The organism is Flavobacterium sp. Flavsp81, assembly GCF_059491325.1.
The window spans coordinates 23,928-46,007 of sequence record NZ_CP168505.1 but is presented as its reverse complement, the minus strand read 5'-3'; the positions used below and the strand labels follow the sequence as shown (position 1 = coordinate 46,007).

General features: G+C 31.2%; 21 protein-coding genes. 6 read left to right on the top strand and 15 right to left on the bottom strand.

Annotation, left to right across the window (positions count from 1 at the left end):
* Window positions 1-117: 117 nt before the first annotated feature.
* The 4 genes from ACEN92_RS00230 to ACEN92_RS00215 all read left to right on the top strand — a co-directional run bounded on the left by ACEN92_RS00230 (window position 118) and on the right by ACEN92_RS00215 (window position 5,159).
* Window positions 118-1,515 carry a tetratricopeptide repeat protein gene (locus ACEN92_RS00230; protein WP_495640362.1) on the top strand — a complete coding sequence of 466 codons (1,398 nt, stop codon included), beginning with the start codon at window positions 118-120 and terminating at the stop codon, window positions 1,513-1,515.
* On the top strand, window positions 1,515-2,264 hold the full coding sequence (locus ACEN92_RS00225) for a shikimate dehydrogenase family protein (RefSeq protein WP_495640361.1): 750 nt from the start codon (window positions 1,515-1,517) through the stop codon (window positions 2,262-2,264). The genes ACEN92_RS00230 and ACEN92_RS00225 overlap by 1 nt, the downstream gene beginning before the upstream one ends.
* Before the next feature lie 306 nt (window positions 2,265-2,570).
* Entirely contained in the window at window positions 2,571-4,553 is a 1,983-nt protein-coding gene (locus tag ACEN92_RS00220) for a DUF349 domain-containing protein (RefSeq protein ID WP_495640360.1), read from the top strand.
* Between the two features lie 189 nt (window positions 4,554-4,742).
* A complete protein-coding gene (locus ACEN92_RS00215; RefSeq protein WP_495640359.1) occupies window positions 4,743-5,159 on the top strand; it encodes an OsmC family protein in 417 nt (138 codons plus the stop codon).
* Window positions 5,160-5,261: 102 nt separating this feature from the next.
* Here the strand turns inward: ACEN92_RS00215 and ACEN92_RS00210 are convergent, their stop codons facing one another.
* The 13 genes from ACEN92_RS00210 to ACEN92_RS00150 form a co-directional block, all read right to left on the bottom strand.
* Entirely contained in the window at window positions 5,262-5,981 is a 720-nt protein-coding gene (locus ACEN92_RS00210) for a response regulator transcription factor (protein WP_495640358.1), read from the bottom strand.
* Between the two features lie 4 nt (window positions 5,982-5,985).
* A complete protein-coding gene (locus ACEN92_RS00205; RefSeq protein ID WP_495640357.1) occupies window positions 5,986-7,572 on the bottom strand; it encodes a sensor histidine kinase in 1,587 nt (528 codons plus the stop codon).
* Between the two features lie 59 nt (window positions 7,573-7,631).
* Entirely contained in the window at window positions 7,632-8,228 is a 597-nt protein-coding gene (gene coaE / locus ACEN92_RS00200) for a dephospho-CoA kinase (RefSeq protein WP_495640356.1), read from the bottom strand.
* 4 nt (window positions 8,229-8,232) lie between these two features.
* Window positions 8,233-9,225: a glycosyltransferase family 2 protein gene (locus tag ACEN92_RS00195; protein WP_495640355.1), complete on the bottom strand. Its 993-nt coding sequence runs from the start codon at window positions 9,223-9,225 to the stop codon at window positions 8,233-8,235.
* Between the two features lie 123 nt (window positions 9,226-9,348).
* Window positions 9,349-10,539, bottom strand: coding sequence for an enoyl-ACP reductase FabV (gene fabV / locus ACEN92_RS00190; RefSeq protein ID WP_495640354.1), 1,191 nt, complete (start codon window positions 10,537-10,539; stop codon window positions 9,349-9,351).
* Between the two features lie 18 nt (window positions 10,540-10,557).
* Window positions 10,558-11,079: a hypothetical protein gene (locus ACEN92_RS00185; RefSeq protein WP_495640353.1), complete on the bottom strand. Its 522-nt coding sequence runs from the start codon at window positions 11,077-11,079 to the stop codon at window positions 10,558-10,560.
* A 13-nt stretch (window positions 11,080-11,092) separates the two neighbouring features.
* On the bottom strand, window positions 11,093-12,745 hold the full coding sequence (recN, locus tag ACEN92_RS00180) for a DNA repair protein RecN (RefSeq protein WP_495640352.1): 1,653 nt from the start codon (window positions 12,743-12,745) through the stop codon (window positions 11,093-11,095).
* 51 nt (window positions 12,746-12,796) lie between these two features.
* On the bottom strand, window positions 12,797-13,681 hold the full coding sequence (gene porD, locus ACEN92_RS00175) for a type IX secretion system protein PorD (RefSeq protein WP_495640351.1): 885 nt from the start codon (window positions 13,679-13,681) through the stop codon (window positions 12,797-12,799).
* A complete protein-coding gene (gene coaBC / locus ACEN92_RS00170) occupies window positions 13,674-14,885 on the bottom strand; it encodes a bifunctional phosphopantothenoylcysteine decarboxylase/phosphopantothenate--cysteine ligase CoaBC (protein WP_495640350.1) in 1,212 nt (403 codons plus the stop codon). The genes porD and coaBC overlap by 8 nt, the downstream gene beginning before the upstream one ends.
* Before the next feature lie 9 nt (window positions 14,886-14,894).
* Window positions 14,895-15,212, bottom strand: a complete 318-nt coding sequence (locus ACEN92_RS00165; RefSeq protein ID WP_495640349.1) for a DNA-directed RNA polymerase subunit omega — start codon at window positions 15,210-15,212, stop codon at window positions 14,895-14,897.
* 8 nt (window positions 15,213-15,220) lie between these two features.
* Window positions 15,221-16,015, bottom strand: coding sequence for an outer membrane protein assembly factor BamD (locus ACEN92_RS00160; RefSeq protein ID WP_495640348.1), 795 nt, complete (start codon window positions 16,013-16,015; stop codon window positions 15,221-15,223).
* A gap of 130 nt (window positions 16,016-16,145) precedes the next feature.
* On the bottom strand, window positions 16,146-17,033 hold the full coding sequence (dapA, locus tag ACEN92_RS00155) for a 4-hydroxy-tetrahydrodipicolinate synthase (RefSeq protein ID WP_495640347.1): 888 nt from the start codon (window positions 17,031-17,033) through the stop codon (window positions 16,146-16,148).
* 16 nt (window positions 17,034-17,049) lie between these two features.
* Window positions 17,050-17,556: a DUF6913 domain-containing protein gene (locus tag ACEN92_RS00150; RefSeq protein WP_495640346.1), complete on the bottom strand. Its 507-nt coding sequence runs from the start codon at window positions 17,554-17,556 to the stop codon at window positions 17,050-17,052.
* A gap of 46 nt (window positions 17,557-17,602) precedes the next feature.
* Here ACEN92_RS00150 and ACEN92_RS00145 point away from each other — a divergent pair, with 46 nt between their 5' ends.
* Together ACEN92_RS00145 and ACEN92_RS00140 are read left to right on the top strand one after the other, a co-directional pair.
* On the top strand, window positions 17,603-18,382 hold the full coding sequence (locus ACEN92_RS00145) for a 5'-nucleotidase C-terminal domain-containing protein (protein WP_495640345.1): 780 nt from the start codon (window positions 17,603-17,605) through the stop codon (window positions 18,380-18,382).
* 47 nt (window positions 18,383-18,429) lie between these two features.
* The gene (locus ACEN92_RS00140) at window positions 18,430-19,371 is read left to right on the top strand and encodes a bifunctional metallophosphatase/5'-nucleotidase (RefSeq protein ID WP_495640344.1); all 942 of its coding nucleotides are present in this window, start codon (window positions 18,430-18,432) and stop codon (window positions 19,369-19,371) included.
* On the opposite strand, the gene ACEN92_RS00135 is transcribed toward ACEN92_RS00140, so the two are convergent.
* Window positions 19,361-20,053 carry a hypothetical protein gene (locus ACEN92_RS00135; protein ID WP_495640343.1) on the bottom strand — a complete coding sequence of 231 codons (693 nt, stop codon included), beginning with the start codon at window positions 20,051-20,053 and terminating at the stop codon, window positions 19,361-19,363. The genes ACEN92_RS00140 and ACEN92_RS00135 overlap by 11 nt on opposite strands.
* On the bottom strand, window positions 20,040-22,046 hold the full coding sequence (gene ligA / locus ACEN92_RS00130) for an NAD-dependent DNA ligase LigA (protein WP_495640342.1): 2,007 nt from the start codon (window positions 22,044-22,046) through the stop codon (window positions 20,040-20,042). Before ligA ends, ACEN92_RS00135 begins: the two co-directional genes overlap by 14 nt.
* Between the last annotated feature and the right edge of the window lie 34 nt (window positions 22,047-22,080).

The following is a 22,080-nucleotide window of genomic DNA, read 5'->3' as shown; positions in this document are numbered from 1 at the left end:
AGAATAGAAATTCTATCCATATTGTTAATTAAATTGTTCAAAACAATTAATTTCCTTTCCGCTCAAAAGAATATGGTTGCCTAAATTTATAACAGGCTAATTTCAAATAAAAAAAGTATGCAATTAAGCAACGAAGAAGAAGATTATAACCTATCCCTATCCAAATTTGAGTCGATGTTAAAAACTAACAAAGTACTCTTTTTTGATTCTGAAGAATTTGAAGAAATTATTCTTCATTATTTAGATATAGGTAAGGCGAATTTAGCAAAAAAAGCCTTAAAACTTGCATTAGACCAACATCCAAAATCTACAGGCTTAAAATTAGTACAAGTAGAAATGCTGGTTTATGACGACAAACTCGATATTGCCGAAAAGCTTTTAAACGAGTTGTATGCAATTGAACCTAACAACGAGGAAATCTACATCCAGAAAGCCAATATCTGTTCTAAAAGAGACCAACACGAAAAAGCGGTTGAATTACTTAAAATTGCCTTGCAATATACTGATGATTACGCTGATGTGTACAACTTAATCGGAATGGAATATCTTTTTATGGATAACCTCGAGATGGCAAAAGACAGTTTCATAAAATGCCTTGAAGAAGATTTAGAAGATCAGTCAGCTTTGTATAATGTGGTTTATTGTTTTGAATTTTTAGATCAGAACCAAAAAGCTATTTTATATCTTAATGATTATATTAATAAAAACCCTTACAGTGAAATTGCCTGGCATCAGCTTGGTCGTTTACATTATGGCGTAAAAGAATATGAAAATGCGATTCGTGCATTTGACTATGCTACACTCGTTGACGATGAATTTTTAGGCGCTTTCATGGAAAAAGCAAAAGCTTATGAACGTCTAAAAAAATATACGGAAGCTATTGAAAGCTACAACCGTACAATCGAGTTGGACGATGCAACTTCCTATGCTCTTTTACGAATTGGTAAATGTTATGAAAAACTGGGTAATACCGTTTTAGCCTTAAAATATTTCAATCAGACTGTTCATGAAGATCCTCTTTTAGACAAAGGATGGATTGCCATAACTGATTTTTATGTTCGCCAGAAAAACTTCCAAAAAGCATTATTTTTTGTCAATAAAGCATTGGCAATTGATAATCAAAACCGTTTGTATTGGAAACGTTATGCAACCATTAATAAACAAATGAATTTTTTTGAAGAAGCTGAATTTGGTTATAGAAAAGCTGTGGAATTTGGCGATTATGCACTAGATACCTGGTTATTTTGGGTCGATATTTTGCAATTTTTAGGTGAATTTGATAGTGCTGTTCAAACTTTACTACAGGCTTCTGAATATTTCCCGGAGGAAAACGAAATTGAGTATCGTCTTGCCGGATTGTATTTTATGATTCAGGACAATACCAAAGCTAAATTCCATTTAAGCAACGGATTACGTTTAAACTTTGATAATTATATCTTAATCGAAGATTTATTCCCGGTTGTGTGGGCCAAAAAAATAGTAAAAAATTATATTGAAAAACATAGAAAACAATAATGATTGATATTTTAAGAAGGCGTTTTGGCTTATTAGGCCGTAATATTAGTTACTCATTTTCAAAAGGATATTTTACTGAAAAATTTAGTGATCAAGTTTTCGCAGGCAACAGTTATGAAAATTTCGATATTTCGGAAATTAATTATTTTACTGAATTAGTAAAAAACAATCCCGATCTAAAAGGTCTTAATGTTACGATTCCATACAAAGAACAGGTAATTCCTTTTTTAGATAAACTTTCAAAAAAAGCAGCTTTAATTGGTGCAGTAAACACTATTAAGTTTACCAAAAAAGGAAAATTAAAAGGATACAATACAGATTATTACGGTTTCAAAAAATCATTAAAACCATTACTGGAACCACATCATAAAAAAGCACTTATTTTAGGTACCGGAGGAGCTTCAAAAGGGGTCGCTTTTGCTTTAGATGAACTTGATATTCCTTATACTTTAGTTTCCAGAGAAGCCAAAGAAAATATTATTGACTATAGTTTAATTAATGCAACTACTTTTGATAATTATCAAATTATCATTAATTGTACTCCTATAGGTACAAGCCCTAACATAGAGGCTTCACCGAATATTCCGTACGAGTTTTTTACAAACAAACATATTGCATACGATTTAATTTATAATCCTGCGGAAACCACATTTCTAAAAACAGCCAAAGAAAATAGTGCTATAATAAAAAACGGATATGACATGTTAATTTTTCAGGCAGAGAAAGCATGGAAAATTTGGAATAAATAAGAACATCTTAAATAATTAAGATTTTTGGGCTACATTAAACGTGTAGCCTTTTTTATTTTAATTAAATTTAAAATAAAATCATTCTAAAAAAAATATACCTCAATTTAATCCAGAAGAGCAACTTAAAAAATAATTTTCATAATTTTGTTATTACCTGAGAGTTAAACTGCTTTTTATGTTTTCAAAATCAATTAATAAGTAAGATTTTTAAATCAAAAACAGGATAAACAAACGATTTATTTTGTATTTAGAAACGCCTTTACTATCTTTCGCATTGTTTAAAATAAAAACCTTATACATTTAAAAATGTTAGAAGAAAAGAATGATAACCTGCAAGAAGCAGACGGAAAATTAGAAATCAATGCAATTGATTCTACACAAACCGATGTATCAACTGAAAGTTCAGATTTAGAAACAGCACCTGAAAATGCGATTACTGTTGAAGAAAATGATATTGAAAATGCTGATAACAGTCATCAGGTTGCCTTAGATGCCATAGCCAATTCTAACGCAGAAGAAAGCGAAGATGAAACGCTTAAAGAGCGTAATGATATTCCTATGCAGGATTATAATACGTTTTCATTGGATGAACTTGTAGACGAATTGAAAAAGCTGATTAATACAGATAAAGTAATGTCTGTAAAAGATCATATTGAAGAAATTAAAAAGGCGTTCTTATTACATTATAACCATCTTTTAGAGGAGAAAAAAGAAGAATTTAACGCTTCAAACCAAGATCCGAATGAAGAATTTGAATATCATTCTCCGTTAAAATCTAAATTTGACGAGTACTATAATGTATTTAGAGAAAAAAGAAATGCACATTTTAAGAATCTGCAAACGAATTTAAAATCAAATTTAGAAAATCGACTTGCCATAGTTGAGGAACTAAAAGAACTTATAAACCCTCAGGAAAACATCAAGGATACACTTAAACATTTTAATGATTTAAGAGACAGATGGAGAAATGCAGGGGCTATACCAAAGGACAAATACAACCATGTCTGGAATAACTACCACTTTCACGTAGAGAATTTTTATGATTATCTTCATTTAGATCGTGAAGCCAGAGATTTAGATTTTAAATATAATCTGGAACAAAAACAAAAAATAATTTCACATGTTGAAGCTTTAGTCGACGAAACAGATATTGCTAAATCATTTAGAGAACTTCAAGATCTGCACAGAATTTGGAAAGAAGATATTGGACCTGTTTCTAAAGAGCATCGTGACGCAATCTGGAACAGATTTAGTGAACTGACTAAAAAAATCCATGACAAAAGGGAAGTTTTATTTGAAAGCCAAAGAGCTAATGAACAACAGAATCTTGAAGTTAAAAAAGAAATTATTGCAAAAATTGAAGTTTTAGGTACTGAAAAAGTAAACTCTCATTCGCAATGGCTCGTTCAGATACAAAAAGTAGAAGAGCTTAGAAATGAGTTTTTCGCTGCCGGAAAGGTACCGTCTGAAGTTAATGAGGAAACCTGGGCTGCATTTAAGACTGCCGTTAGAAATTTTAATTCTTTTAAAAATTCATTTTATAAAGACATTAAAAAAGATCAGAATGACAATTTAAATAAAAAAATGGCTCTTGTTTCAAAAGCTAAAGAATTACAGGAAAGTACCGATTTTGCTGCCACTACTCCCATCATGAAACAAATTCAGGAAGAATGGAAGCAAATTGGACATGTACCTAAAAAGTATTCAGACAAAATCTGGAAAGAATTTAAGGACGCCTGCAATCATTATTTCGACAAACTAAAAGAACATAAATCAGAAGAAAACGTTGATGAAGTTGCTGCATTTGATAATAAAAAAGCATACTTGGACACTTTGAGAAATTATCAGCTGACTGGTGATCACAAAACAGATCTGGATGCTATTAAACTGCATATTGAAACCTGGAAAGGATTTGGAAAAGTTCCTTTTACCAGACGCCATATAGAAGGAAAATTCAATAAAATCCTTGACGCACTTTTTGACAAATTAAGCCTAAGTAAAAAAGAAACTGATATGATGCGTTTTTCTAATAGAATTGATTCATTATCTGAAAGTAATGATTCAAGAAAACTAGACAACGAAAAGATTTTCCTAATGCGTAAAATTGAAGAAGTGCAAAACGAAATTTTTCAGCTTGAAAACAATATCCAGTTTTTCACCAATACAAAAAATGCCAAAAAAGAGAATTCAATAGTTCTTGAAGTTCGTAAAAACATTGCTATTCACAAAGAAAGCCTTGCTGTTTGGAAAGACAAACTAAAACAATTGCGAAATTTAAATCAGGAATAAAGTTTATAGAATTAAAATCTTAAGGGTATAATAAAATTATTTATTATACCTTTTTTTTTGTGTTTAACTTTTATGGTAACAAATTAATAAAACGATTAATATAAAATATTTCTTATATTTGACAGTAATCAAGTATTGATTTTCAGATATTAGAAACAGATACTTTTATTAACTTTTATAATTTAGAAAATGAAATTTACAAGAAAAGCAAATGCCAACTGGAAAGGAACCGGTATGGAAGGAAAGGGAACAATCAGTACGCAAAGTACAACATTGGATAACGCTCAATTATCATTCAAAACAAGATTTGCTGATGGAGTTGGAACAAATCCCGAAGAACTTATTGCAGCGGCACATTCAGGCTGTTTTACGATGCAATTAAGTTTCTTATTAAATGAAGGAGGATTTACTGCTGATGATTTATCTACTGAAGCGTCAGTTACTTTTGAAGATGGGACAATTACTCTAATTCATTTAGAATTAAGTGGAAAAGTGCCTTCTATAACTGCTGAAAAATTTACTGAAATTGCAACTAAAGCTAAAGAAATTTGTCCAATTTCGAAGTTATTGAAAACTGAAATTACATTAAGTGCTAATCTGGTTTAGATAGTCTCTGAAGTATTAACATTCAAATAATTGCTGTAAAAAAGCCTCCAAAAAGTTAGATGTTTTTTGGAGGCTTTTTTATATTTCAAAGTGCTTTTTTGTTTATTCAGATACTGCTTTAGTTTTTACTACTAATCTAAAACCTTCTCCATGGATGTTTAAAATTTCAACATCTTCATCTGCTTTTAAATATTTTCTAAGTTTGGCAATATAAACATCCATACTTCTTGAAGTAAAATAATTATCATCTCTCCAGATTTTTGTCAAAGCTAATTCTCTTGGCATTAAATCATTTTCATGCAAAATCAGCATTTTAAGCAACTCATTCTCTTTTGGAGAAAGTTTTATTGGCTCATCATTTTCAAATGTCAAAAATCTAAGTTTTGAATTTAGATGAAACTTACCTATATTAAATTCAAATTGAACTTGTTCTGCTTTTGTATCAGAAGATTTTCTTTGAATAATAGCTTTAATTTTCATCAATAAAACCTCAGAATCAAAAGGTTTATTCAAATAATCGTCAGCACCTGCTTTATATCCTTTTAACACATCTTCTTTCATAGATTTTGCTGTTAAAAAAATTATTGGCACTTCACTATTCTTTTCTCGGATTTCTTTTGCCAGTGTATAACCATCTTTATAAGGCATCATTACATCAAGAATGCATAAATCGTAAACATCCTTTTTGAATTTCTCGAAACCTTCCATACCATTTTTTGCTAAAGTAACTTCAAAGTCATTTAGCATTAAATAATCTTTAAGGACTGCACCAAAATTAAGGTCATCTTCTACCAAAAGTATTCTCTTATTAATATTTTCCATATTTTTAATTTATTAGTGGTATTTTTATTATAAAGGTACTACCCTTTCCTTTTTCACTTTCTACGTAAACCTGACCATTATGGTCTTCAACAATTCTTTTTACATAAGCAAGACCTAAACCATGCCCTTTTACATTATGAAGATCTCCTGTATGTTCCCTGTAAAACTTTTCAAAAACTCTTTTTTGAGCCACTTTACTCATTCCTAAACCGTTATCTTTTATTTTTACAAGGATCATATCTTTAATATTCTCGGTAAAAACTTCAATTTCAGGAACATCCGGCGAATATTTAATTGCATTTTCTAATATATTAACCAAAACATTGGTAAAATGTACTTCATTAATTAAACAAGTTGTTCTTGCCGCATTTAAATGTTTTACAATTGTACCATGCTTATCTTCAAGAATTAAATTCACATGTTCAATTGCATCCTCAATTACATCATGAATAGCAGTAGGCTCTTTACTAATATCAAGTTCTTTTTTCTCCAGTTTGGAAATTCTAAGGACATTTTCAACCTGAGCATGCATCCTTTTATTCTCATCCCTGATCATTTGAAGATATCGAAATACCTTTTCCTTATCCTCGATAATTTTAGGGTTTCTAATTGCATCAAGAGCTAAATTTATTGTAGCTATTGGAGTTTTAAACTCATGCGTCATATTGTTTATGAAATCTGTTTTTATTTCAGATATTTGCTTTTGACGTATTAATTGGTTTAAAGCACTCGTATAAGCAATAATTATAATTAGTGTAAAAATTATAGATAATATTGTAATACTTACAAGCTGTGACAATAAAAATTTCTTTTTATGTGGAAATGTTACTAATAACTGATATTTGCTATTACCTTCATTATCGGCAAAAACAGGGATATTATAAGTTGCATCTTTATCGTAATGAAAACCATCTGATTTGATTTTTGTCGGGATTTGATTATTATAAATCCCAAATTCAAATTTGGTTTTGACTCCATGTTCAACGAGTTCTTTTTTCAAGAGGTTTCTCAATTTCTCTTTTGTAATTCTTTCGTCTATAGGTAATGCTGAAGCATAATCTTTATATGAAATTTGTAATTGAGCCTTATTTAAAATATCAAGGTTTCCGTCTTTTTCAATTTTTATATCCGGAATGGTACTTTGATTCAAGACTGAATTATCAATAATATTATTATTGTTATATATCTCCGTTAACCTTTTAGAACTGAAACTTTTAAATCCATCTGAATTGAATTTTTTATTAAACAGCGGACTGTTAATATTGAATTTCTCAGATGTAATGCTATTTTTATAAACTATAGTTTTATTCGTCTTAGTATTTCTCTGAACAAATAAAATTTCTAATAAGTCTTCTTTTTGAGGGATTTTACCCGTACTATCTTTTATATGGTTGATTTTATCATAAAAACTATACTCTTCCTGCTGTTCAAGTTTATCAGAAACATTACTGATTACCTGAGTGACATGATATTTAAATTGTTCATCATTATTTTCTAATGAAGAATTAAACCAATATACCTGAACCAAAATTATCCCTATCAAGGATAGACTCATAAGTAAAACAAGTATTCTAAAAAAAAATTTATTCATCGAGACAAAATTAATATTTTAACAATATACTAAATAATACATTAACCAAATATTAACATTTAAGACTGATTTTGTTTAATATTTAAAATTTTAAGAATTTTAACAACTTCTTCTTTAGCTTTTTTAAGATTATCATTTAAAATAATAAAATCGCTTTTAGAAATACGTTCTTCATCTTTCCATTGCATTTTCATTCTGTTTAAAACCTGTTCCCTATTAGTTTTATCACGTTTTATAACTCGCTCAATTCTTATTTCTTCAGGTGCAGTAACCGTTATAACTATATCACAATCTTTATACCTTCCGCTTTCAAACAAAATTGCTGCTTCATAAATCACATAAGGACAATTTTTATTTGTTTCCAGCCATGTCTTAAAATCCTTTTTTACTGCAGGATGTACAATAGCATTCAATTGATCGAGCTTGCCGCTGTTATTAAAAACAATTTCCGCCAGTTTTGCTCTGTTTAAAATACCATCATCAAATAAAGAATCACCAAATGTTTTCTTGATTTCTTCGATTATGAATTTTGATTGCATTAATTTTCTGGCTTCATCGTCTGCTATATAAACAGGAACGCCCATTTCCTTAAAATAGTTTGCTATGGTCGTTTTACCACTTCCTATTCCGCCTGTTAAGCCAATAATTTTTGTCATACCATTAAAAAAACATACGAGGAAAAGCCTCTTGTGGTTTTTTCTTCAAAAGAATAATTTTTATAAAAGATTCTAAAAATCCCGTTCCATAGCCATAAAATTGTTTCCAAACAGCAATTATAGATAGATATCCAATTTTAAGGCTTTTATTTTGAACACTTGATGTAAGAAAAATTATAACGAAATATACAAAATATAATTGTAACAAAAGATCGAAATTAAAAATTAACAGTAAAAAAGCTAATAATAAACCCAATATAAAAAAAGTAGGAAAGAAAAAAGTCAGTTTATTATGTTCTGGATACCAACTGTTTAAAATTGGTCTTGCTAAGCCAAATTTATTAACCTGAACAGAAAATTTCTCCCAATCAATTCTACGTTTATGGTAAACAAATGCATTTGGAAATAATCTGGTTTCAAAACCTAAATTCCATAATCTGATTGATAAATCCGGATCCTCCCCGGGGTGGATATTACCAAAACCTTTTGACGCTTCAAAAGCTTTCTTTGAAATTCCCATATTAAAACTTCTTGGCTGAAATTTACCAATCTTCTCAGAACCGCCACGAATACCTCCTGTTGTAAGAAAAGAAGTCATTGCAAAATTAATTGCCTTTTGAATATCCGAAAAACTGTCCAGGGCTTTATCCGGCCCTCCAAAACAATCTACATATTTCTTATTTAATTCTTTTCGGACTTCCGTTAAATAATTAGACGGAATAATACAATCCGAATCAAAAATAATAAAGTAGTCACCTACGGCTTTTAGCATCCCGAAGTTTCTTGAATCTCCCGGCCCTGAATTAGGCTTGAAATAATAGGATATATTTAGTTTCCCCTGATAAGTTTTCACCACTTCTTTACACGGAATTGACGATCCGTCTTCAACAAGAACAATTTCAAAAGCTTCATTATAATCAGATTTCGATAAGCTTTCTAAAAGCTCATCAACTTCATCTGGGCGATTATACACGGGTATAATTAAAGAAAAAATCATAGGAGAATTTGCTGTATTAAAATGACAATTTTATAAATTTCAAATTTTGTGCAAAGATAGGCTATATTCACAAAAAAACCATCAACTTTGGGTTGATGGTTTTCATTATAATACTACAAATATTTAGTTGATACTTTCTATTTCAACTACCTCATTGGCATCAGCTTTATAATCTACTCCTGCAAATTCAAATCCAAAAAGGTTTAAAAAGTCATTTTTGTATCCTGCTAAATCTCCAATTCCAGGCAATGTTTCTGTTGCTGCTTCCAACCAAAGTTTAGCTACCTTTTCCTGAACATCATCACGCATTTCCCAATCATCGATTCTGATTCTTCCTTTTTCATCTACGGGCACTTCTGATCCGTTATATAATCTATCCTGAAACAAACGCTGAATCTGTTCGATACACCCTTCATGGATTCCTTCTTCCTTCATAATTTTATATAAAAGAGAAATATATAAAGGAATAACAGGAATTGCAGAACTTGCCTGAGTTACCAAAGCTTTATTTACAGAAACATAGGCTTTTCCTCCTATTGATTTTAAACTATCGGTAATAGTAAATGCAGTCGCTTCTAAATCATCTTTTGCACGGCCAATTGTACCTTTACGGTAAACAGCTTCTGTCAATGATGGTCCGATATAAGAATAAGCAACTGTTGTAGCTCCTTCTGCTAATAAATTTTCACTTTTTAAAGCATCCATCCACATAGCCCAGTCTTCACCACCCATTACTGCAACAGTATTTGTGATATCTTCATCATTCGCAGGTGCTATAGAAACTTCTGTAACATTTCCGGTATGAAAATCTACTGTTTTGTTTGTAAATATTTGTCCGATAGGTTTTAAAACTGAACGGTGTAGAACTCCCGTAGTCGGATGCTGACGAACTGGCGAAGCCAAACTGTAAATTACAAGATCAATTTGACCTAAATCAGCTTTAATTAAATCTAAGGTTTGTCTTTTTATTTCGTTAGAAAAAGCATCTCCATTAATACTTTTTGCATATAAACCTGCTTTATGAGCTTCAGTTTCAAAAGCTGCTGAGTTGTACCATCCCGGAGAAGCAGTTTTACCTTCAACCGGTGGTTTTTCAAAAAATACACCAATTGTAGCTGCATCAGAACCGAAAGCACTTGTTATCCTTGAAGCCAATCCGAAACCTGTTGAAGCACCAATAACCAGTACTTTTTTTGCTCCGTTTATTGGACCTTTTGATTTTATATATTCTATTTGATTTTTTACATTTTGCTCGCATCCTTTTGGGTGGGATGTCAAACAAATAAATCCTCTCATTCTAGGTTCTATAATCATCTTGTAATTTTTATTGTATTAATTCAATTTGAGTTTTAATTTTTCAAAAATAGACATTTTATCCTTAACCCTTTTCATGTTGGCATCCATATTGTCTATAAAATTTGGATTCAGGGCATTTTTCTTCGCTAGTTTATAATAATTATAAGCTGCTGTATATTGACTTTCATACTCTGCCATTCTCCCTAATTCACTATTAAAAGAAGAGTGATCAACATTTTCTAAATTTTGCATTGTAAAATTAATATGCTCTTTTGCCTCGGCATATCGTCCAATATCAATAAGCAGATAAGTATAATTTAAATAAGGAGCAGGATATTTTGGCTCGAATTTCATAGCCAGTTTATAATGATAAATCCCTTTATCATAATTACTTAACTTATTATAATAAATCCATCCCAGATGATTATGAGCCTTCCCAAAATCAGGATATTGAGATAATATTTCTTCAAGCATTTCTTTTCCGTCGGCAATATTTCCGTCAGAAATTAATGAATCAGCTTTAATAAACTGATTTTCATAAAAACTTAAACTTTCCATATTCGAAGTTATGTTAATTTAGTAATTCTTTTGCGTGATTTAATGCTGAATCAGAGATATTTGCCCCTGAAAGCATCTGAGCAATTTCCAAAACTCTTTCCTCCTGAGACAACAGCTTTAGCTCTGATTGTGTATCATCATCAACTGTAGATTTGAAAACTTTGAAGTGTGAATCACCTTTTGCAGCTATCTGAGGCAAATGCGTAATCGCAAATATTTGCATATTATTACTCATTCCCTTCATAATTTCTCCCATTCTGATGGCAATTTCACCAGAAACACCTGTATCGATCTCATCAAATATTAATGTCGGAAGTTTTGAATATTTTGCCAAAATTGCTTTGACTGCCAACATAATACGTGACATCTCTCCGCCTGAAGCTACTTTTTTGAGCAATCCGAAATCAGTTCCTTTGTTGGCAGAAAACAAAAACTGCAATTCGTCTTTTCCGTTTTGGAAATAAGTTTCAGACGGCAAGAGTTCTATTTTAAAACGAACATTCGGCATTCCTAAAGTCTCAAGAATTGAAATCAATTGATTTGTTAAAACCGGAATTGCATTCTCTCTGTTTTGATGAATTGCTGCAGAAAAAGCATCCAGTTCTTCTGTTTTTTGTTCTATTGATTGTGATAATAAAACTATCTCTTCTTCAATATTGCCAAGTTCAATAACAGCACTTTCTAAATCAGCCTGAATCTGAAGTAACTCATCAACTGAAATTACCTGATGCTTTTTTTGAAGATTATAAATCAATTGTAATTTTTGATTTGTCAATTCCAGCTTCTCAGGATCATTTAATAATTTTTCAGAAGCATTTTGTAACTCTCCGGAAATATCATCAAATTCGATTGCTATGCTTGTAATTCTTTCAAATAAACTTTGATATTCCGGCGAAAAAGAAGTTATTTTTTGCAATGAAGTTTTAATTTCATTCAGGTTATGAAAAACTCCAAATTGTTCTTCATTGGCAATTACCAAAGATTTATCAATTGACTCTTTTATGATTTCAACATTATTCAGTTTTTCAAAATCAGCTTCTAATTCTTCCTGTTCTCCTGATTTTAATTTAGCCGCAACCAATTCATTTAACAAAAAAGTATTGTATTCCTGTTCTTTTCCTGAATCACTTTGTTTTTTTAGCAAAGCATTCAATTTAGACTTATCTGATTTATATGTCTTAAGCAATTTTTGATAAGATGAAATTGTTTCGAAATTATTTGCAATAGCATCGATAATTTTAAATTGAACACTTTCGTCTGAAAGTTCCTGAGTTTGCTGCTGTGAATGAATATCAATCAAAAAAAGACTCAAATCCTGTAATTCCTGAAGGTTTACCGGGCTATCATTAATAAAGGCACGTGACTTTCCGGAAGGAAGAATTTCACGCCTAATAATAGTTTCATCCTCATAATCCAGATCATTTGCCTCAAAAAATTCTTTTAAATTATATTTGGAAATTTCAAATTGTGCCTCAATCACACATTTCTCTTCTTTATTTTTAAGAGAGGTCAAATCGGCTCTTTTTCCTAAAACCAATCCTAAAGCTCCCAAAATAATTGATTTACCAGCACCTGTTTCTCCTGTGATTATAGAAAAACCTTTCGAAAAATCTATTGTTAGTTTTTCAATCAGTGCATAGTTTTTAATTGACAGCGAAGTAATCATATAGTTTTAAAAGTAAAATTATTGAAGTAGTAATAAAATTGATTAAATCAATTAATACTTAATTTGTGACCATTTGGTAGAATTTAACGGTGAAACTCTGTTTAAAGTCTCTGTTAAATCTGTAATTGTAATACTTGGTCCTCCAGAAAAAATAGAAACTATTTCGTCTGATTTTGCATCAAAAAAAACCCTGGTCAAAAAAGCATTTGGTTTAACCGAATTCAATTTGCCTATTAACATTAAGGAAGATTTGATTTTTTCTTTTGCCCCTTTTAGATCCTGATTCATTATATCTAATCCTGCATGATAAGCAAAAGCTGTTTGTCTCAAATCAGAATAAGTTGGAGAAACCATATCATTTATCAGAAAATAACGATTTTGAACACCATCAGACTGAGTCCATCCTTTAGAGCCACCTTGTTGGGCTATATTGGCAATGTTTTGAGCAGTTTCAAAATAAGGAGTTCCTCCCCCAAATTGAAATGTATCTGCATCAATACCTAAAATCATATAACTGTAAAATGATATCACAGAAACTAAATTAGACTCGAAAGAGGTTGGATTGTATAATAAAGGTTCAAACTCTGTATATCTGAAATTAAAATCTTTATCATTAAAATTGAAAACAGGTGAAGAATAGGTTGAATTATAAATTAATCTTGATGATTGTATTTGAATCGTTCCGCTAAACTGGTCTGAACTATTTGTAAAAAGCGTAATATACATCGAGCAGTTAATGCGCTCGTTTTGTTTTAAAATTGCCCCATTCCAATCCGTTTTATTAACAAATTCAGACAATGATGACTGAAGTGTTTTGTAAACCTGCTGATTTGGATTTGGCAATCTCTCGGTATTAATTGTTACTGTACAGCTTAACTGTTGTGCTTGTGCAAAACTAAAAATTAAAAATGCTAAAAAGACAACTAATTTACGCATAAAAATGTTCTATAACTTTATTTAAAATATCAACTGCAACAGATTCTTTCGATTTTAAGTCCATTGGTTCAATTTTAAAATCTTTACTTATAAAAGTAACTTTATTTGTTGGCATTTTAAAACCAGCCCCTTTATCTTGTAAAGAATTTAAAACAATCAAATCTAAGTTTTTTTTCTGAATTTTCAGCTTGGCGTTTTCAATTTCATTTTCAGTCTCCAAAGCAAAACCAATTAAAAACTGTTTTTTTTTGATTTCACCTAACGATAATAATATGTCTTTTGTCTTCTCTAATTCAATTGAAAACTCTTGTGAGGTCTTCTTTATTTTTTGCAAAGCCACTTCTTTTGGTTTATAATCTGCAACTGCAGCGGCTGCAATAGCCACATCAACGTCATTAAAATACAAATGACAAGCATCAAACATTTCCTGAGCAGTTACTACATTAACAACCTCAATCGAAGTATTCCTGACTTTAAAATTTGTTGGCCCGGAAACCAATATAACCGATGCTCCTAAGTTAGCTGCTTCATTTGCAATATCAAATCCCATTTTTCCTGAGGAATGATTTCCTATAAAACGCACAGGATCTATAGCTTCGTATGTTGGGCCAGCAGTAATTAGAATTTTTTTTCCTTTTAATGGTAATTTACTTTCTAAATCGGCTTCTAAGAATGCAATTATATTTTCAGGTTCTGCCATTCTTCCTTCACCGGATAAACCGCTTGCTAATTCACCATTTTCTGCAGGAATCATGATATTTCCAAATTGCTTTAAAGCAGAAAAACTGGCAATTGTAGAAGGATGTTTGTACATATCCAGATCCATTGCAGGTGCAAAATAAACAGGACATTTAGCTGATAAATAAGTTGCGATTAAAAGATTATCACAATTTCCATTAGCCATTTTAGACAATGTATTGGCAGTTGCAGGAGCAATTAGCATTAAATCGGCCCAAAGACCTAATTCAACATGATTGTTCCAAACCGCATCCTGATCATCCTGATTAAAGAAAGTGGAGTGTACAGGATTTTTTGATAACGTAGATAAAGTAAGTGGAGTTACAAAATCCTTAGAAGCAGGTGTCATTATCACTTGGACATGCGCACCTGCTTTTATAAAGAGTCGTACTAATGATGCTGTTTTATACGCTGCAATTCCACCGGAAACACCCAGTAAAATCTTTTTTCCGTTTAAAACTGACATTATACTATATTATTTATTTGAACCTCTGTGGTATGTTTTACCTTCTAACCATTCCTGAACGGCTAATGCATGTGGTTTTGGTAATTTTTCGTAAAATTTAGAAACTTCAATTTGTTCTTTATTTTCAAAAACTTCTTCAAGACTGTCATTATAAGTAGCAAACTCTTCTAATTTCTCTGTTAATTCTTTTTTGATTTCAGAATTAATTTGGTTTGCTCTTTTAGCCATAATGGTAATTGCCTCATACACATTTCCTGTTGGCTCTTCAATAACTGTTTTATTGTAAGTTATTGTATTTACAGGAGCATTCGTCTTTTTTAAATCCATGACTTTATTTATTTAGTAAATTTTTGTAAATCTGTTTCAACGCGGGCATTCATTTCGTCTGCCTGTTTTTTGTATTTGGTGTCGCTTTTAAACTTCAATAAATTATTATAAGCTACTTTGGCTACATTTAAACGTTCTTCCATTTTAGACGGAACGCTGTTTATAGCTAATTGATATGCAGAATCGTATTTGTAAAATAAGGCATCTTCTTTAAAAGATGTACCCGGATAATCCGCAATAAAATTATCAAAAGCAACAAGTGCTGATTTATAATCTGAAATAGTATTATATCCTTTTGCATTCTCGTATGCTTTTTTCTCCAGCTTTTCGGTTAGTTTCTTCACTACTTCATTAGCCTGGGCAAGGTATTCTGAATTTGGGTAATTATCTATAAACGCCTGAAGTTTATCAAGAGCTTTAACCGTATCCGCCTGATCTAAACTATAAACAGGTGACAATTTTGAATAACTGTAAGCCCCAAGAAAAGCAGCTTCCTGAACTTTTTCACTTCGTGGATAACCCGAAACGAAACTTTCAAATTGATATCCTGCTAAATAATACTGTTTTGTTTTATAATACGATTGCGAGAACATATAAAATAATTTCTCTGCCTGAGGCTTACCTCTGTATGTTGGTGCTAATTGCTCAAAAAGTCTGATTGCTTTGTTATACTTTCCGGCATCATACATTTTTGTTGCAATTTCAAATTTTGCCGCAACATCTTCGTTTTTCAATGCTTTTTGGTAATCACTACAAGAACAAAAAAGGACAACAACAATTAATAGAGATACTATTTTTTTCATTTTCTTACTTTTATTATGATTTCTTAGACAATTATGCCAAAGCAAAATCACACCGAAGTTTCGGTGGCAAATTTAGTTATTAATTTAGCTACTACAAAATATTTTTTGGTATAATAAAATACCGGTGCTTTTACTCTGATTTAATGCTGCTTTTTACAAATTTATCGATCTTGCCTGCTAATGATTCATCAACTGAAACCAATGGCAAACGCACTGTATTATCAGCAATACCAAGGGATTGAAATACATGCTTGATTCCTGCCGGATTACCCTGCTCAAAAATCATATCAATACAATCTGATAAAAAGTATTGCATCTTGAAAGCTTCATTCACCTTTCTGTTTAAACCTAAACGAATCATTTCTGAAAATTCTTTAGGAAAACCTTGTCCAATCACAGAAATTACTCCTGCTCCACCGGCCAAAACTATTGGTAAAGCAATCATATCATCACCGGAAATAACCAAAAAGTCTTTTGGTGCGTTTTTAATTAATTGCAGCGCCTGAGCCATATCACCTGCAGCTTCTTTTATGGCTACAATATTATCAAATTCATTTGCCAGACGAATCACTGTCTCCGGCAACATGTTACTTGACGTTCTTCCAGGAACATTATATAAGATTACCGGAATTGGAGAAGCTTCAGAAATTGCTTTAAAATGCTGATAAATACCTTCTTGTGTTGGTTTATTATAGTATGGAGAAACAGAAAGAATAGCTTCAAATGCTGAAAAATCCCTGGTCTTTAACTCTTCAACAATCTGCATCGTATTATTGCCTCCAACTCCAAGAACCAAAGGCAGCCTTCCGTTATTAACTTTAATTACTGTAGTAATAACTAATTCTTTTTCGGCTTGTGTAAGGGTTGCATTTTCTGCAGTTGTCCCCATAACAACAAGATATTCAATCCCCCCGTCAATCGAAAAATTAACAATTCGCTGTAATGCTTCGATATCAATTGAGTAATCGCTTTTAAATGGAGTGACAAGAGCAACACCAGTTCCTATTAATGATTGCATATTCTAATTTATATTTTTATTTTATTCTTTTTAAATACTTAAATAATTCTGAAGCAAAAAGTTTATAATTTTCTAAAGAAGTATCTATCATCCAATGATTTAAATTTTTATCAATTGATGCAAATCCAACTTTAAATTTAGCTTTTGACTTACTTGTTACCAACTTCAAAACCGGTTTCTGAATATCATAATAACTAATCAGAAGATCAAATTCTGTTTCTGCAAAGTCAGTCAGAAAATCTATTGTAATATCTCCTTTCCAGTCTATATGCTTTTTCCCAAAGGTCGGAAGCGGATATGTTTCTTTGTTTTTAAATTTACTTCTGTATACAACAATTTCTATCTCGGAAATTCCATTAGAAACTAATTCTTTCCTGAGTTCTTCTGAATATCGAAAATTACTTTCGTCAATCAGCAATCCTACAGTCTGAATGTTGCTCGTAAAAACCTCATTCTTTACACTAAGTAAATTATTTTTTAATGTTTTTTTTATAAAAAAATACTTTAGATAATTTAAAAACATAGTACTTTTACCAATTACAAAATTAATTATTTAAGATGCATTTAAGATGGTAAAACTAAAAAAGTATAACGGATTTTTAAAACTTTTTGTTATATTCTTAACACTTTTTTTTATAATTTCTTGCAGCCAAAAAAATTACACTCTAACTAAGATCGAAGGAAAGGAAATTCAAATAACTGAAAACAATACTCAAACTCCTGAAATTGAAAATTTTATTGCCCCTTATCGCAATCATATTAATAAAGATTTAGACAGCATATTAGCATATTGCCCTGAAACTCTAGATAAAAGTATAGGGAAATGGCAAACCAATATTGGTAATTTACTGGCTAATGTATGCTTACAAAGAGGAAATCTTGTTTTTAAAGCCAGAGAAAACAAAGATATCGATTTATGTTTCCTAAATCATGGAGGTATCAGAGCGATTTTACCAAAAGGGAATGTAACCACCAGAACGGCTTTTGAAATTATGCCTTTTGAAAATAATTTGGTTGTACTTGCTTTAAAAGGGAAACAGATTTTAGAAATGACATCTTATATTATTAAAGAAAAAAAGCCACATCCATTGTCAGGAATGACCTTTACTATTACAAAAGACAACACTGCAAAAAATATTCTGATTCAGGGGAAACCTCTTGATAATAACAAAATTTATTATGTTGCTACTAATGATTATTTGGCAAATGGTGGTGACAGCATGAATTTTTTCTTAAAAAACATTCAGGAATTTGATGTGAATTATAAGCTCCGAAATGTATTGATTGATTATTTTAAAGAAGTGGACACAATTCCGGTTGTTAAGGACATCCGAATTACAGAAGAATAAGCTATTGAATCTAAAAAAGACAGACGGTTTCTCATAAAATATACGCAATGAAAAGAAGAGAATTCATAGAAAAAACAGCTGCAGGCACTGCCTTATTAAGTTTAGGTTTAGCTCCGCTCTGTTCGGCTGCGCCTCGGGTATCGCTAAGCAGTTTTGAAACTGACAACATTAAACATCTGACTATTTTACATACCAACGATGTTCATAGCCATATAGATCCGTTTCCTGCTGATGATCCCCGTAATCCTAATAAAGGCGGAGTATCTCGTCGTGCAGCGCTTATAGAAAGCATTCGGAAAGAGAATCCAAATGTACTTTTATTAGATGCCGGCGATATTTTTCAGGGAACCCCATACTTTAATTATTACGGTGGAGAACTTGAATTTAAATTAATGAGCATGATGAAATATGATGCTTCTACAATTGGAAATCATGATTTTGACAATGGTCTTGATGGATTGTATGCTCAAATGCCTCACGCAAGTTTCGAATTTATCAGTTCTAATTATGATTTTAAAAATACAATCATGAATGGACTTGTAAAACCTTATAAAATCTTTAACAAAAACGGAATTAAAATTGGTGTTTTTGGATTAGGAATCGAACTTGATGGATTGGTTGACAAAAAAAATTACAAGGAAACAGTTTATAATAATCCTGTGGAAATAGCACAGGATATGACTCAATTATTAAAAAAAGAAGAAAAATGCGACTTGGTTATTTGCCTTTCACATTTAGGATACAAATATAAAGAAGATGATTCTAAGATTTGTGATTTAAAATTAGCCGAATTAACACAGGACATTAATCTGATTATTGGCGGACATACCCATACTTTTTTGGACAAACCAACCATAGTAAAAAATAAAGCAGGTGAAAATGTATTAGTAAATCAGGTTGGCTGCTATGGAATAAATTTAGGCCGAATAGATTTTTACTTCGACAAAAGCAAATCACATACTAATGAAGCAAAGTCAATTATAGTTTAGAACTTCTCTTCCCTTTTGAGCATAAAACAAAGTATTTAGCCATAAAAAAATAGGATAAAATTTGGGTTATATCCCGAATCAAAATTAATACTAAAGAATAAGAAAAATATTCATTAAAAATAAAAAAGATATCCGAAAATATAAAACAGGTCACCATCAATGTAAGCATCAGGCTTAAATAAGTTCCTCTGGTTATATATTTTGCATAACAAATAATTCCTAATCCACTTAAAACAATCCCATATAAACCATAAATAAAATGGAAATCCCGCATTTTATCAAACTGTAAACTCAAAACGGAAAATAATAAATATACGATCAGCAATATAACCAGACTAATTGGTAATACATCATTTCTTTTAAACTTTATTTTTTTCTTTTCATCAATGACAATCATTTTGAGCAATGTTAAATGCACCAGCAAAAAGCATAACATAGCTCCTAAATCTGAAATTTCTACATTCATAAGATGAAAAACTTCGCCTGTAAAACACAAAGCAAAAACCAGGATTTGGATTTTATTAATTCTAAAATTATTTGAAGAATAAAAATAAAAGAAAATAGAAGGCACCACAATTGATTTCATACAAATTGTGAGATAATCATATTGAAATATATCAAACAAAATTGTAAAAAAAAGTGCCGTAAAATATAAAATCAGTGAAGGTCTATTCGCTTTCATTGAGTTTGTTTATAAAATCCTCCTCAGATAATATCGGGATATTTAATTTATTGGCTTTTTCTAATTTGGCTGGTCCCATGTTATCTCCGGCAATCACAAAATCTGTTTTAGCAGAAATTGAACTTCCAACTTTTCCACCATTATCTTCAATGGTTTTCTTTAATTCGTCTCTTGAAAACTGAGTAAAAACACCGGAAACAACAAACGTTTTTCCAATGAATTTTTCGGTTGCATGCGGATTGATTTTTTCTACAATTTGAAACTGAACGCCATAACTTTTTAAACGTTCAATAATTTTTTTGTTTTCTTCATTCTCAAAAAACTCAATGACACTCCTGGCAATTCTTTCACCAATTTCATCAACTAAAATTAGCTCCATTAAAGAAGCCTGACTTAATGCATCAATATTTTTATAATGTTTTGCCAGTTTTTTTGCCACAGTTTCCCCGACAAAACGAATTCCCAAAGCAAATAAAACACTTTCAAACGGAATCTCTTTTGATTTTTCAACGCCATTTACCAGATTTTCAGCAGATTTTTGTGCCATTCTCTCTAAATGCAAAATATCTTCTACTTTTAGTTCGTATAAATCGGCATAATTATGAACTAAACCATTTTTAAAAAGCAAAGCAACTGTTTCGCCACCAAGACCTTCAATATCCATTGCTTTTCTTGAAATATAATGCTGAATTCGTCCAATAATTTGTGGAGGACAACCATAAAAATTAGGGCAATAATGATTTGCTTCACCAACATTTCTTACCAATTCAGTATGGCATTCAGGGCAATAGGAAATATAGTGTGTTTTTTCTGAATTTTCCGGGCGTTTATCTAAATCTACAGCGATAATCTTAGGTATAATTTCACCTCCTTTTTCAACAAAAACAGTATCGTTAATTCTAATATCTAATTTCTCAATTTGATCGGCATTATGTAAAGATGCTCTTTTTACAATTGTTCCTGCCAATTGTACCGGCTCTAAATTTGCAACTGGCGTAATTGCGCCTGTACGCCCAACCTGATAGGTGATTGACTTTAATTTCGTCGAAACCTGTTCTGACTTAAACTTATAGGCTATTGCCCAACGAGGTGATTTTGCCGTGTACCCTAACTCTTGCTGATGCTGAATACTGTTTACTTTTATTACTACCCCATCAGTTTCATAAAGCAATTTATGACGGTGCACATCCCAATAATCAATGAAGTCGAAAACCTCCTGCATATTATTGACTAATTTGGCTTCATTCGGCACCTTAAATCCCCATTTTCTGGCAGCTTCCAATCCTTCGTACTGAGAAGAAAAAGGCAGGTTATTACCTGTTACAGAATACAATAAACATTCTAACGGACGTTTGGCAACCTCAGCACTATCCTGTAGTTTTAAACTTCCGGAAGCTGTATTTCTTGGATTTGAATATGGAGTTTCGCCAATTTCAATTAAATCCTGATTCATTTTTTCGAATCCTTTTAAAGGCAAAATAATTTCGCCTCTAATATCAAATTTATCAGGATAATTCTCTTTTAATTGTAATGGAACAGATCTGATTGTTTTAATATTATTCGTAACCTCATCACCCTGAAATCCATCTCCGCGTGTTAAAGCCTGAACCAGTTTTCCGTTTTCGTATGTAATACTTATTGAAGCCCCATCGTATTTTAGTTCACAAGTATATTGCAAATCAACATTCCCAAGAACTCTCTGAATTCGGATTTCCCAATCCAATAAATCATCTTTAGAATAAGAATTGTCTAAAGAATACATTCTGGACTGGTGCGGAATCGTTTTAAAATTTTTAGTAACTGTTCCCCCTACTCGCTGTGTTGGCGAATTTTCATCAAAAAACTCAGGGTTTTTATCTTCTAAATCCTGAAGTTGTTTTAGTTTAATATCAAAATCATAGTCTGAAATTGTGGCGTTATCAAGTACATAATAATTGTAATTGTGTTGATTAAGTTCGTTTCGTAAAGCCTGAATTGTTTCTTGAATACTCATAAAATATTAAAATGATTCGGATTGTAATTTAGAA